Source organism: Allobosea sp. TAB14, assembly GCF_052113865.1.
GTDB classification, from domain to species: Bacteria; Pseudomonadota; Alphaproteobacteria; order Rhizobiales; family Beijerinckiaceae; genus Allobosea; species Allobosea spartocytisi.
The window spans coordinates 22,051-34,482 of record NZ_JBFRDQ010000041.1 but is presented as its reverse complement, the minus strand read 5'-3'; the positions used below and the strand labels follow the sequence as shown (position 1 = coordinate 34,482).

The window sequence follows — 12,432 nt, the reverse complement described above, 5'->3', positions numbered from 1 at the left end:
GCCTGAGGATGGCCCATTCCGATCAGGCGCTCTCGCAGCTCGATGGCTGGGCCACGCCCTGGGAAGCCGTGAAGCGGTCGAGCGATGTCGGCGACCAGCTTGCGCGCACGCTGCTGGCCGGCGCCGGGATCGCCAGCGAGGCCCAGGCCGCGCCGCTCGCCAGGCTTTCGGGCGGGCAGAAGGCCCGGCTCGCCATGTTGCTGCTGCGCCTCGCACACCCGAACTTCTACCTGCTGGACGAGCCGACCAACCATCTCGATATCGACGGGCAGGACCGGCTGGAGCGCGAATTGATCGAGCACGAGCCCGCCTGCCTGCTGGTCAGCCATGACCGGGCCTTCGTGCGGGCGGTGGCGACGCGGATCTGGGTGATCTCGGGCAGGAAGCTGGTCGAAGTCGATGATCCCGATCCGGTCTTCGACCGGCTGATGGCGGGTTGATCCGGGCCGGGCGTAGGGTCAGCCGACGCCGCAATCGGAGTTGGGGGCGCCGGGCGGGGGAGCGGTGACGGTGAAGTCCTTCCGCGCGATCTCCTGCCCGCCGGCCGAGACGATGAAGGTCCAGCTGCCCGGCTCCATTTCCCATTCGTGATCGAAGGTGAAGCCGATATGGGTGACGCCCTCGATCACCGCGCTCGGGAAGCGGTCCTGCGTGCTGGTCTTGCCATCGGGGCTGGTGAACTGGGGGTGCAGGACGCGGACGGAGACCTGGCGCGGCAGGATCTGGGGAATGGCGTCGCTCAGCTTGAGCGTGAGGCCGAAATTCCGGCATAGCCGCGCCTCGATGCGGTCCGCGCGCTCGAGGTAGCGGATGTTCTTCATTTCGCGAGCCGGTTCGAGACCGGTTCCGCCGGGCGTCGGGGCCGCCATCATGCGGCGGCCCACAGTGACTCCGAAATCGACGATCTCGGCTTTCGGCGCGGCGACCGCGGAGCCGGAAACGGCGGCAAGAATCATCGCGGCCATCGCGGCCATATATCGGCGTTTGCTCATGAGACCTCGGGGGCGTTCCGCTGCCTCGCATGTTGAACTTTGCAAAAACGCCAGTCAAAGATGGAGTGTCGGGCTCCGGCGCCGCGGCCGGCCATCCCGGCGGTCGAGCATCAGGATAGCCCTTCGCCCGAGGCAACCGCATGCCGAAGCAAGCGATCCCGCATCCGGTCCTTGCGACGCCCCGCCTGCGCCAGTTCCGTGCCGATGACGTGGATGCGATGCATGCCTGCTTCGCCGACCCCGAGGCGATGCGGTTCTGGAACCAGCCGACCTACACGAAGCGCATCGAAACCGAGCGCTCCGTGCGCAGCTTCGTCGACTGCACGCCGTCCTATTACCGGTTCTGGGCGGTCGCCGATGCCGGGACCGATCGCTGCCTGGGGCTCGTCAACTATCACGACGGGCATATCCGCAGCAGGCGGGCGAGCATCGGCTACATGATCGATCCCGCGCTGCACAGGCAGGGCATTGCGACCGAGGCGGTCACGGCGATGCTCGATTTCTGCGTCTCGGAGCTCGGTCTGCATCGCCTCCAGGCCTTCATCCATCCGGACAACCACGCCTCGATCCGGCTGATCGAGAAGCTCGGGTTCCGCCGCGAGGGCCTGTTGCGCGACAATCTGCGCGTGGGAGAGGTCTGGCGGGACGATTTGCTCTATGCGCTGCTCGCGACGGAGTGGCGCGGCGCGGCCTGATGCCGGGCAGCATGCCGGGGCAGCGGCCCGGTCCTCACCGCGGCCAGCGATAGTCGTCGATGCGGCCCGGCACGGGCTCGGGCGCGATGCCCTGTCCGAAGACGCGCTCGAGCTGGTCGGCCGCATCGCCGCGGCCGCGCGCTTCCGTGATCGAGGCGAGCAGCGGCTGTGCCGAGGGCGCCGCCTGTCCGGTCAGCGGCTGGATCGGCCCGGCCAGGGGGCGGGCCTGCAGGGCCTGCGGCAGGCCGATCGCCGGCAAGCCCGCGGCCATCTGGTCGATCAGGCGCTCGACACCGCCGGGCTGCAGCTCGGGCGCGGTCGGGGCGCCGGTGTCGGGAGCGACCGGCAGGGCGATCACATTGCTCTGCGGCGCCTGCTCGATGATCCGGCGGATGACGAGGTCGACGAAATGCGCGGCCTTGCGGGCGCCGGCCTTGGTGAAGTGCACGCCGTCGCCGAGCCGCAGGCGCGTCGGCTGGCCGGAGACGTCCGGGCCGGTCGCGGTATAGCGGTTCTCGGAATCGACGAAGCCGCCCCAGAGGTCGACATATTGGCCGCCGGCCTTCTCGGCCCGCTCGCGGTAAAGCTCGTTCAGCGTGACGAGATCAGCCGAGAGGCGGGCGTTCTGCACGGGCGGGACGCCGACCCAGATCAGCGGGATGCGCTTGGCCGCGAAGGCGGTGGCGAGCGCGTCGACGCGGTCGCGATAGAGCTCCAGCCAGCGCGGGCTCAGCGGCTCCTGCACGATGTCGCCTTCGCGGATCGGCTGGCGGTCGTTGAGCCCGACCATCATGACCGCGATGGTGATCTTCTGGTCGCTGGCGAGCAGATCCGTGACGGCCTTCTGCCAATCGTAGAAATCGGTGCGGACGAGGCCTGAATCCGGCTTCGTCCGGTGGGTGACTTCGACATCGGGGCGGTCGTTCAGCGCCTCGTCGAGGCCGTCGGCGAGCAGGTTGGCGAGGGAATCGCCCATCACCACGATGTGGTTGGTGACATCGACCTTCGGGATGACGGGATCGTCGCGAACGACGACGGGGGCCGCTGCCCTGCTGCGCCGAACGACCGGGGCMGGGCTGGGGCGCAGGCGCGGCTGCTGCGGCTGCACGGCCGGTCTGGCGGGCAATTGCCAGAAGAGCTGGAACAGGCTGCGCTGCTGTTGCGGCGGCTGCTGGGCAAGCGAAACGGGGCCGCCAGTCAGGAGGAGCAGGCAGGCGGAGCAGAGAACCATGACGAGCGAGCGCAGGCGCATCAGCCATCCGATCCAGCGGCTCGGGACAGGTTCAATATAGGGCCGGATGGGCCAAAAGTCAGCGGGAGCCGCGCATCCGGGTGAGCAGGGCCGGCGTCGGATAGCCGTCCGCGATCTCGCCGACACTGATCTGGTAGCGCCGCACCGCCTCGCGCGTGCCGGTGCCGATGCGCCCGTCCGCGTCGTGGTCGTAGAGTCCCAGCGCCTTCAGGCGGCGCTGCACGTCCTTGGTGCCGGCCATGTCGAGGCGGGCGGCCTTGAGCGGCCAATCGGCCTGGATCGCCGCCCGGCCCATGATGCGGTCGCCGAGATGGCCGACGGCCAGCGCATAGGCGTCGGAGGAATTGTATTTCTTGATGACGTCGAAATTCGCGGTCAGCAGCAGCACCGGGCCGGTATGGCCGGCGGGGTAGAACAGGCGGCCCTCGCCGGAGGAGGGCAGGGCGCGGCCATCGGCCCGGCGCACGCCGGCGGAGCGGAAGGCGGCGAAACTCGCCTTGTCCAGGCGATGGTCGAAGCCGTCCGGCAGCGAAACCTCCATGCCCCAGGGCAGGCCGGGGACCCAGCCATAGCTCTTCAGGTAGTTGGCGGTGGAGGCGATGGCGTCGCTGGACGAGTTCCAGATGTCGGCATGGCCGTTGCCGGTCCAGTCGACGGCGTATTTCATGTAGCTCGACGGCATGAACTGGGTGTGGCCCATGGCACCGGCCCAGGAGCCGCGCARYTCGYYGCGCTCGACATAGCCCTTCTGGATCAGCTCGAGCGCGGTCAGCAACTCRTCGCGGAAGAAGTCGCCGCGGTAGCGGATMKCGGCGAGCGTCGCSAGCGAGCGGATGACGTCCTTGCTGCCCTTGAAGGAGCCGAAATTGGTCTCCATGCCCCAGACGCCGAGCAYGACCTCCTTCGGCACGCCGTAGCGGGCCTCGACCTGGGCCAGCACGGCCGCGTTCTCCGCCGCCACCGCCTGGCCGCGCTGGACGCGGCCGCCGCCGACGGCGTTGTTGAGATAGCTCCAGATCGGCGCGCTGAACTCGGACTGCTTCTTGGTCAGCGCGACGATCGAGGCGTCSGGCGTCACGCCSCGGAAGGCGAGATCGAAGGTCKTGCGCGAGATGCCGCGCGCCTGCGCCTGCGGCCAGAGCCGYTGCAGGAAGATGTCCCCGACGGCTGAGGGATGAAAACACCTCCAGAGCGCCCGAACAAGATTAACCAAGCGTTAAATCGGGGAATACTGCGGCAAATTGCGCGCAATTTGACAAGCCGCGGCGATTGTCCGACCCTGATCGGATGCACAGCGCCTTTTCCTTCGCTCGCGGCCGGCATCGGTCGGGTAACGTCATCGCGGGCTTATAGCCCCGGGCCTGTTGCGCTTGGCGCCTCCGGTCCGGGGGCGCCTCCACTTGATTCCCATCTTCCAGCGACGGCGTTCGTCCGGGCCTGTTTCGCGCCCGGCCGCCTGCGCTGATTTCTCCGAGAGACAGACATGACCGACAAGACCAGGAAGGCGCCCGCGCGCCCTGCCATCACCGTGACCGCCGCCGACCATGCGATGCTCAGCCGCATCGCGGCGGGCGCAGCCAACACCATGCCGGAACTCGCCGCCGAGCTGACGCTTGAGCTCGACCGCGCCCGGATCCTGCCGGAAGGCCGGGTCTCGGCCGAGCATGTGCATATCGGCAGCGAAGTCACCTATCGCGACGAGAGCACCGGGCGGGAGACCAAGGTTACGCTGGTCTGGCCTGAGCATGCGGATATCGAGAAGAACCGGATCTCGGTGATGACGCCGATCGGCGTCGCGCTGATCGGCATGGCTTCCGGCCGCTCGATCGACTGGACGACGCGCTCCGGCGATGTGAAGCGCCTGACCGTCGTGGCGGTTGGCCAGCCTGCCGGGGAAACGGCGGCGGCCTGAGGTCGGATGCGTGCTGCCTTCCCAGATGCGCACCGCCATTCCGGGCGAAGGCCCGGAATCCATCATAGAGCGCGGTGCTTCTCGATGGATTCCGGATCGGCGCCGCTGACGCGGCTTGTCCGCAATGACGGTGGGTTTTCCGAAGACGGCGTGATGTGAAGTTCAGGCCGAGGCGTTCTTCATCCTGAGCTTCTCCTCCCAGGCGAGGGCCTGGCCGACGATCTCCTCCAGATCGTCATGCTGCGGCCGCCAGCCGAGTTCGGCCTGGATGCGGTCGGCGCGGGCGATGAGCGAGGCCGGGTCGCCGGGCCGGCGCGCGGCGAGCGTCACCGGGAAGTCGACGCCGGAGACCTTCTTCACCACCTCGGTGACCTCCTTCACCGAATAGCCGCGGCCATAGCCGCAGTTCAGCGTCAGGCTCGTGCCGCCATCGCGCAGATGGTCGAGCGCGGCGAGATGGGCGCGGGCGAGATCGGTGACATGGATGTAATCGCGGATGCAGGTGCCGTCCGGCGTCGCGTAATCCGTGCCGAAGATGGTCAAGCCGTCGCGCTGGCCGAGCGCSGCCTGGCTCGCGACCTTGATCAGATGGGTGGCGTTGGGCGAGGACTGGCCGGAGCGCCCCTTCGGGTCGGCGCCGGCGACGTTGAAATAGCGTAGGGCGATGTAGGAGAAGCCATGGGCCTTCGCCGCGTCCTGCAGCATCCATTCGCTCATCAGCTTGGAGCGACCATAGGGATTGATCGGGTTGAGCGCGATATCCTCCGGCACGGGCGAGACGGCGGGCTCGCCATAGACCGCCGCCGTCGAGGAGAAGATCACGTGCTTGACGCCGCCGCGCACGGCGCTTTCAATCAATGCTCGGGTTTTGACAGTATTATTGAAATAATAACCAAGCGGATCACTCACCGATTCAGGAACAACGATTCGCGCCGCGAAATGCGCCAGCGCCGTCACGCCATGCTCGGCGATCAGCTTCTCGACCAGCTCCTGATCGCCGACATCCCCTTGAATGAAGGTCGCTTCGGGCGGAACGGCCCACCAGAARCCGGTCGARAGATYGTCGAGMACSACGACCTTTTCGCCGCGATCSAGCARYTCCAGCACCATATGACTGCCGATGTAGCCGGCGCCGCCTGAGACCAATACCGCCATTGTCACTCTTGCCTCATCTTCGTCTGGAACTCTGCCTATCCGAAACCGGTTGACGGGTTCTCAAGGCCTGTCAGCTAATACGCTCCTGATGGCCGACGACAGTGACAGTTGTGCGGCCCACCCCATCAAAGCCTCGCTTCGGCAAAGGCACTCGCGTCAAGGACCCTTCATGACGAAACGCATCCGCAAGGCCGTTCTCCCTGTCGCTGGTCTCGGCACCCGCTTCCTGCCCGCCACCAAGGCGATCCCGAAGGAGATGCTGACCATCGTCGACCGTCCGGTCGTGCAGCATGTCGTCGATGAGGCGCGCGCCGCCGGCATCGAGCATTTCATCTTCGTCACCGGCCGCAACAAGGCGGTGATCGAGGATCATTTCGACATGGCCTACGAGCTGGACGATACCCTCGCCAAGCGCAACAAGACCAGGGAGCTGGAGGCGCTGAAGCACGATCTGCCGGCAGCGGGCGCGACCAGCTTCACCCGCCAGCAGGCGCCGCTCGGCCTCGGCCATGCGGTCTGGTGCGCGCGCGAGATCGTCGGCGACGAGCCTTTCGCGCTGCTGCTGCCGGACATGCTGCACTACAGCGCGGGCAAGGGCTGCCTTGCCGAGATGATCGAGGCCTATGACCAGCATGGCGGCAACCACATCGCCGTCGCGCCGGTGYCGGACGATCAGACGCATCAATACGGCATCGTCGGCGTCGAGGACGCCAAGGCCAAGGTCTCGAAGATCACCGGCATGGTCGAGAAGCCGCCGAAGGGCACCGCTCCGTCCAACCTGCACATCACCGGCCGCTACATCCTGCAGCCGACGATCTTCAACCTGCTCGCCAACCAGGAGAAGGGTGCGGGCGGCGAGATCCAGCTCACCGATTCGATGATCGCGCTGTCGCATCAGGAGCCGTTCTTCGCGGTGCGCTTCGATGGCGAGATCTACGACACCGGCTCGAAGATCGGCTTCCTGACGGCGAATGTGGCCTATGCGCTCGACCGCGGCGATCTCGGCCCGCAACTGCGCGCGGAGATCGAGAAGCTGCTCGATCGCTGAAGCGGACAGGAAGAGCGTGGGTCATCCCGGGCGACCACAGGTCGACCCGGGAGCCATGTCGGACCGGTTCAGGCGGGGATTCCGGATCTCCGCTTCGCTCCGTCCGGGACGCCCCGCGTTTGATAGGCATGGGAAACCGCCTCCCGCACTCGATTTGCCGGGTGGCCATTCCCTGGAAAATGCCGGATGAGGGGCCATGCAGGAGATGCCCCGTTGAGTGACCAGAGCCTCGTGTTCGATCGTGCGCTCGGCCGGTCGCGGCTGAAGCGCGCGCTTGCCGGTGACTACCCGGATTTCCTGCTGCAACGCGCGGCCGGCGATCTGGAGGAGCGGCTCGGCGCGGTGCTGCGCGAATTCGGGGTGGCGGTCGATCTCGGCACGCCGCTGCCGGTCGTCGCGCCGGTCCTTGCCGGCAAGGCGGGTCGGGTGTGGCGCATGGCGGAGGCGGACGGTGCGTCGGCCGATCTGGTCGGCGATCTCGAACGGCTGCCCTTCGCGGCCGGCTCGCTCGATCTGGCCGTCTCGCTGCTGGCGCTGCACGGCGTCAACGACCTGCCCGGCGCGCTCATCCAGATCAAGCGGGCGCTCAAGCCCGACGGGCTGTTCATGGCCTGCCTGCTCGGCGGGCGCTCCCTGCAGGAGCTCCGGCAGACGCTGCTCGAAGCCGAGAGCGAGACGACTGGCGGGGTCAGCCCGCGCGTCGCGCCCTTCGCCGATCTGCGCGACCTCGGCGGGCTCCTCCAGCGAGCCGGTTTCGCCCTGCCCGTCATCGACAGCGAAATCGTGACCGTGCGCTATCGCGACGCCTTCGGTCTCTTCCGCGATCTCAGGGCGATGGGCTGGGCCAACACCCTCGTCGCGCGCCGCAAGGCACCGCTGAAGCGGGAGACCTTGCTGCGTGCGGCGTCGCTCTATGCCGCGCGCTTCGCCGATGCCGATGGACGCCTGCCGGCGACCTTCGAATTCGTCTGGCTCTCCGGCTGGGCGCCGCATGAGAGCCAGCAGAAGCCCTTGCGGCCGGGTTCCGCCAAGGCGCGGCTGGCCGATGCGCTCGGCGTGCCGGAGATCAAGACCGGCGAGAAGCCGGGAGGCGAAGGCTGATGGCCGAGCATGCATCCCGCCTGACTCGCGCCGATTTCCGCATCTTCCGCGCCATTCCGACGCGCTGGCACGACAATGACGTCTATGGCCACGTCAACAACGTCGTCTATTACGGCTGGTTCGACACGGCGGTGAATGCCTGGCTGATCGAGAACGGCTTCCTCGATCCGGCGACGAGCGCGATCGTCGGGCTCGTGGTCGAGACCGGCTGCAGCTATTTCGAGAGCGTCGCCTTTCCCGAAACCGTCGAAGCGGGCATCGCGGTGGAACGGCTCGGCACCAGCTCCGTGACCTATCGCATCGGCATCTTCAGGCAGGGGAGCGAGCAGGCGGCGGCGCAAGGACGCTTCACCCATGTCTATGTCGCGCGGGCGAGCCAGAAGCCGGTGCCGATTCCGGCGCCGCTCAGGGCCGCGTTGACTGCCATCCAGAGCTGAAAACGGCGTCTCAGCCGCGAATGCGTTGTCTCGCACGTTAAGGCAGGCTATGCCCCTGCCAACCCCTTGCCGGACCGCCAGGAAGCCTGAGCCCGTGATTCCGAACGACATCAAGATCACCCCGCAACTCGTCGCCGAGCACGGCCTGAAGCCGGACGAGTACCAGCGCTTCCTGCATCTGATCGGCCGCGAGCCGACGATCACCGAGCTCGGCATCGTTTCGGCGATGTGGAACGAGCACTGCTCCTACAAATCCTCGAAGATCCATCTGAAGACGCTGCCGACCAAGGCGCCCTGGGTGATCCAGGGTCCCGGCGAGAATGCCGGCGTCATCGATATCGGCGAGGGCACGGCCATCGTCTTCAAGATGGAGAGCCACAACCACCCGTCCTTCATCGAGCCCTATCAGGGCGCGACCACGGGCGTCGGCGGCATCCTGCGCGACGTCTTCACCATGGGCGCGCGCCCGATCGCGGTGCTCGACGCGCTGCGCTTCGGCGATCCGGCGCATCCGAAGACCCGCCACCTCGTCTCCGGCGTCGTTGCCGGCATCGGCGGCTACGGCAATTCCTTCGGCGTGCCGAATGTCGGCGGCGCCACCGGCTTCCACACGCGCTATGACGGCAACATCCTCGTCAACGCCATGGCGGTCGGCATCGCCAAGGCCGACGAGATCTTCTACGCCAAGGCCTCCGGCGTCGGTAAGGCGATCGTCTATCTGGGATCCAAGACCGGCCGTGACGGCATCCACGGCGCGACCATGGCCTCGGCCGAATTCGACGACAAGTCGGAGGAGAAGCGCCCGACCGTGCAGGTCGGCGACCCCTTCGCCGAGAAGCTGCTGCTCGAAGCCTGCCTCGAGATCATGGCCGCCGGCCATGTCGACGCGATCCAGGACATGGGCGCTGCCGGCCTGACCTGCTCGGCCGTCGAGATGGGCGCCAAGGGCGATCTCGGCGTCGAGCTCGACCTCGACAAGGTGCCCTGCCGCGAGGAGGGCATGAGCGCCTATGAGATGATGCTCTCGGAGAGCCAGGAGCGCATGCTCATGGTGATCAAGCCGGGCCATGAGGAGGCCGCCGAGGCGATCTTCACCAAATGGGGGCTCGACTTCGCCGTCATCGGCCACACCACCGACACGCTGCGTTTCGTCGTGAAGCATCAGGGCGAGGTCATGGCCGACCTGCCGATCAAGGAGCTTGGCGACGAGGCCCCCGAATATGACCGGCCCTGGATCGAGACCCCGCCGCAGCAGCGCATCGCGCCGGAAAGCGTGACGCCGCCCTGCGGCAACGCCGAGGCGCTGAAGAGGCTGATCGGCTCGCCGGACCTGTCGTCGAAGCGCTGGATCTGGGAGCAATACGACACGCTGATCCTCGGCAATTCGGTGGTGCGGCCCGGCGGTGATTCCGGCGTCATCCGCATCGAGGAGGGGCCGCGGGGCCTCGCCATGACGGCTGATGTCACGCCGCGCTATTGCGAGGCCGATCCCTTCGAGGGTGGCAAGCAGGCGGTGGCGGAAGCCTGGCGCAACCTCACCGCGGTGGGCGCGACGCCGCTCGCCATCACCGACAACCTCAACTTCGGCAATCCCGAGAAGCCGGAGGTCATGGGCCAGTTCGTCGGCTGCGTCCGCGGCATCGGCGAGGCCTGCAAGGCGCTCGATTTCCCGGTCGTCTCGGGCAATGTCTCGCTCTACAACGAGACCAACGGCGTCTCGATCCTGCCGACCCCGACCATTGGCGGCGTCGGCGTCATGGCCGATGTCACGAAGCACGCCACCATTGCCTTCAAGGGCGAGGGCGAGGCGATCATCCTGATCGGCGAGACCGCGGGCTGGCTCGGCCAGAGCTCTTATCTCGCGAGCATCTGCGGCCGGGAGGAAGGCGCCCCGCCGCCTGTCGATCTCGCGATCGAGCGCCGCAACGGCGATTTCGTGCGCGGGCTGATCGCGTCGGGCACGGTCTCGACCTGCCATGATGTGTCGGATGGCGGGCTTGCGGTTGCGCTTGCCGAGATGGCGATGGCCAAGGGCGTCGGCGCGACCATCGAGACGCTGCCGGCCGGCTCGGCCCACGCCGCACTCTTCGGCGAGGATCAGGCGCGCTATGTCATGACGGTTCCGGCTGCCGAGGCCGATGCGGTGATCGCGGCGGCGAAGGCGGCTGGCGTGCCGGCGCTCACCATCGGCAAGACGGGCGGCACGGCGCTCAGCCTTCCGGGCGAGCCGGCCCTGGCTGTCGCCGATCTGCGCAAGATCCATGAAGACTGGCTGCCGTCCTACATGGCCGGCAAGGCGGCCTGAGGAGGCAAGACCATGGCGATGGACGCGCACGAGATCGAGCGCATGATCAAGGCGGCGCTGCCGGATGCGGCGGTCGAGATCAAGGATCTGGCTGGGGACGGCGACCACTATGCCGCGACCGTCACCTCGGCGGCCTTCAAGGGCAAGACCCGGGTGCAGCAGCACCAGATGGTCTATGCCGCGCTGCAGGGGAATATGGGCGGCGTGCTGCACGCCCTTGCGCTGACGACGGCGGTGGCGGAATGAGCCGGCTGGCGCCGGGGGGGCTGCGCCTCGCGCCGTGGCGCGCCGGCCTGGCTGCCGCTGGGTTCTGCATCGCGCTGGGCGCAAGTCCGGTCATGGCCCAGATCATGCCGCCGGTGGAGGATCCGGCCGCGAATTCGCGTGCCTTGCTCGACAAGCTCCAGAGTGACGGCGGCGAGCCTTTCGTCGCCGAGGTGATGCGGCTTCTGAGGAAGAAGGGCGAGAACACCGAGCTCTCCACCAATCTCAGGCCGTTCAGCAAGAAGAAGCCCGACGTCCTCGGCCTCGCCTATGACCGGAACTTCAACGACCTGATCCGGGTGATGGTGTTCTACGCGCAGTACGACGATAACCGCTATCCGTTCATGTACTTCCAGTTCACCTACAAGAAGATCAAAGAGGGCTGGGCGATGACCAATTTCCGCTTCGAGAACGAGGCGTCGCGCGCCTTCCCCGAGGGGTATGCCGCGCCCTGAGGGCCGATGAGCGGCCGGGGCTGGTGCGAGGTGCTCTGGAATCTGCTAACGCTCGCCCCGATATAAGGCGGACCGCACTAGCGAGCGCCATCAGATCGTCCGGCAGAAAGGCCGTTATCCCATGTCCGACATCAATGCCCGTATCGATGCCGAAGTGAAGAGCAACGACGTCGTGCTGTTCATGAAGGGCACGCCGCAATTCCCGATGTGCGGCTTCTCCGGCCAGGTCGTGCAGATCCTCGGCTATATCGGCGTGCCGTTCAAAGGCGTGAACGTGCTGGAGGATCAGGAGATCCGCGAGGGCATCAAGGCATATTCGAACTGGCCCACCAYCCCGCAGCTCTACGTCAAGGGCGAGTTCGTCGGCGGCTGCGATATCACCCGCGAGATGTTCCAGGCCGGCGAGTTGCAGGCGCTCTTCGAGGAGAAGGGCATTTCGGTGAAGCAGGCGAGCTGAGGCTCGCCGGTTTCCCAATCAGCTTTCTGACCTGCCGGTGCTTCTCAGGCCGCGCATTGCGGGTGCGGCTTGCGGACGCGTTCTGTCGACGCCGGGTGTTTCGCCAGCATGCGCTCCGGCCTGATCGGCCGGCGCGCGAAGTCGCCGCCGCAGTTCGGGCAGATGCCGGCGAAGCGCCTCTCGGCGCAATCGGCGCAGAAGGTGCATTCATAGGTGCAGATCAGGGCGTCGCGCGACTTGGGCGGCAGGTCCCGGTCGCAGCATTCGCAGTTCGGGCGCAGTTGCAGCATGGCGTCGTCTCCTTTGCGGGTGGCGGAAGAATGACCGCGAACCGGGACGACGCCAGCGACTTCGCGTGA

At 67.1% G+C, this 12,432-nt stretch carries 15 protein-coding genes; 10 read left to right on the top strand and 5 right to left on the bottom strand.

Going from position 1 to position 12,432, the window contains the following annotated elements; translation table 11 throughout:
- A partial coding sequence (locus AB4Y99_RS08520) for an ATP-binding cassette domain-containing protein (RefSeq protein ID WP_441523010.1) occupies positions 1-440 on the top strand: 440 nt, incomplete at its 5' end.
- An 18-nt stretch (positions 441-458) separates the two neighbouring features.
- On the opposite strand, the gene AB4Y99_RS08515 is transcribed toward AB4Y99_RS08520, so the two are convergent.
- Positions 459-992 carry a DUF3859 domain-containing protein gene (locus tag AB4Y99_RS08515; protein WP_441523009.1) on the bottom strand — a complete coding sequence of 178 codons (534 nt, stop codon included), beginning with the start codon at positions 990-992 and terminating at the stop codon, positions 459-461.
- A 140-nt stretch (positions 993-1,132) separates the two neighbouring features.
- Here AB4Y99_RS08515 and AB4Y99_RS08510 point away from each other — a divergent pair, with 140 nt between their 5' ends.
- The gene (locus tag AB4Y99_RS08510; protein ID WP_441523008.1) at positions 1,133-1,687 is read left to right on the top strand and encodes a GNAT family N-acetyltransferase; all 555 of its coding nucleotides are present in this window, start codon (positions 1,133-1,135) and stop codon (positions 1,685-1,687) included.
- Positions 1,688-1,721: 34 nt separating this feature from the next.
- Here the strand turns inward: AB4Y99_RS08510 and AB4Y99_RS08505 are convergent, their stop codons facing one another.
- Entirely contained in the window at positions 1,722-2,939 is a 1,218-nt protein-coding gene (locus AB4Y99_RS08505) for an SGNH/GDSL hydrolase family protein (RefSeq protein WP_113254911.1), read from the bottom strand.
- Positions 2,940-2,997: 58 nt separating this feature from the next.
- Positions 2,998-4,152, bottom strand: a complete 1,155-nt coding sequence (locus AB4Y99_RS08500; RefSeq protein WP_441523007.1) for a lytic murein transglycosylase — start codon at positions 4,150-4,152, stop codon at positions 2,998-3,000.
- Between the two features lie 270 nt (positions 4,153-4,422).
- Here AB4Y99_RS08500 and rnk point away from each other — a divergent pair, with 270 nt between their 5' ends.
- Entirely contained in the window at positions 4,423-4,851 is a 429-nt protein-coding gene (rnk, locus tag AB4Y99_RS08495; RefSeq protein ID WP_441523006.1) for a nucleoside diphosphate kinase regulator, read from the top strand.
- 162 nt (positions 4,852-5,013) lie between these two features.
- On the opposite strand, the gene galE is transcribed toward rnk, so the two are convergent.
- Positions 5,014-6,006 carry a UDP-glucose 4-epimerase GalE gene (galE, locus tag AB4Y99_RS08490; RefSeq protein ID WP_441523005.1) on the bottom strand — a complete coding sequence of 331 codons (993 nt, stop codon included), beginning with the start codon at positions 6,004-6,006 and terminating at the stop codon, positions 5,014-5,016.
- Positions 6,007-6,175: 169 nt separating this feature from the next.
- Between galE and galU the strand changes: the two genes are divergently transcribed.
- From galU to grxD, 7 genes are all read left to right on the top strand, one after another.
- A complete protein-coding gene (gene galU / locus AB4Y99_RS08485; protein WP_441523004.1) occupies positions 6,176-7,054 on the top strand; it encodes a UTP--glucose-1-phosphate uridylyltransferase GalU in 879 nt (292 codons plus the stop codon).
- Positions 7,055-7,267: 213 nt separating this feature from the next.
- Complete coding sequence (locus tag AB4Y99_RS08480) at positions 7,268-8,155, top strand: methyltransferase domain-containing protein (protein ID WP_441523003.1); 888 nt, start codon at positions 7,268-7,270, stop codon at positions 8,153-8,155.
- Positions 8,155-8,592 (top strand): acyl-CoA thioesterase, encoded by a 438-nt coding sequence (locus AB4Y99_RS08475; protein ID WP_441523002.1) that lies wholly within the window; start codon positions 8,155-8,157, stop codon positions 8,590-8,592. Before AB4Y99_RS08480 ends, AB4Y99_RS08475 begins: the two co-directional genes overlap by 1 nt.
- A 94-nt stretch (positions 8,593-8,686) precedes the next feature.
- On the top strand, positions 8,687-10,897 hold the full coding sequence (gene purL / locus AB4Y99_RS08470) for a phosphoribosylformylglycinamidine synthase subunit PurL (RefSeq protein WP_441523001.1): 2,211 nt from the start codon (positions 8,687-8,689) through the stop codon (positions 10,895-10,897).
- 12 nt (positions 10,898-10,909) lie between these two features.
- The gene (locus tag AB4Y99_RS08465) at positions 10,910-11,143 is read left to right on the top strand and encodes a BolA/IbaG family iron-sulfur metabolism protein (protein WP_038363838.1); all 234 of its coding nucleotides are present in this window, start codon (positions 10,910-10,912) and stop codon (positions 11,141-11,143) included.
- Positions 11,140-11,616 carry a hypothetical protein gene (locus AB4Y99_RS08460; protein WP_441523000.1) on the top strand — a complete coding sequence of 159 codons (477 nt, stop codon included), beginning with the start codon at positions 11,140-11,142 and terminating at the stop codon, positions 11,614-11,616. The genes AB4Y99_RS08465 and AB4Y99_RS08460 overlap by 4 nt, the downstream gene beginning before the upstream one ends.
- Before the next feature lie 121 nt (positions 11,617-11,737).
- Entirely contained in the window at positions 11,738-12,073 is a 336-nt protein-coding gene (grxD, locus tag AB4Y99_RS08455; protein ID WP_441522999.1) for a Grx4 family monothiol glutaredoxin, read from the top strand.
- Positions 12,074-12,117: 44 nt separating this feature from the next.
- Here grxD and AB4Y99_RS08450 read toward each other — a convergent pair whose 3' ends face one another.
- Entirely contained in the window at positions 12,118-12,363 is a 246-nt protein-coding gene (locus tag AB4Y99_RS08450) for a DUF1272 domain-containing protein (RefSeq protein ID WP_441522998.1), read from the bottom strand.
- Between the last annotated feature and the right edge of the window lie 69 nt (positions 12,364-12,432).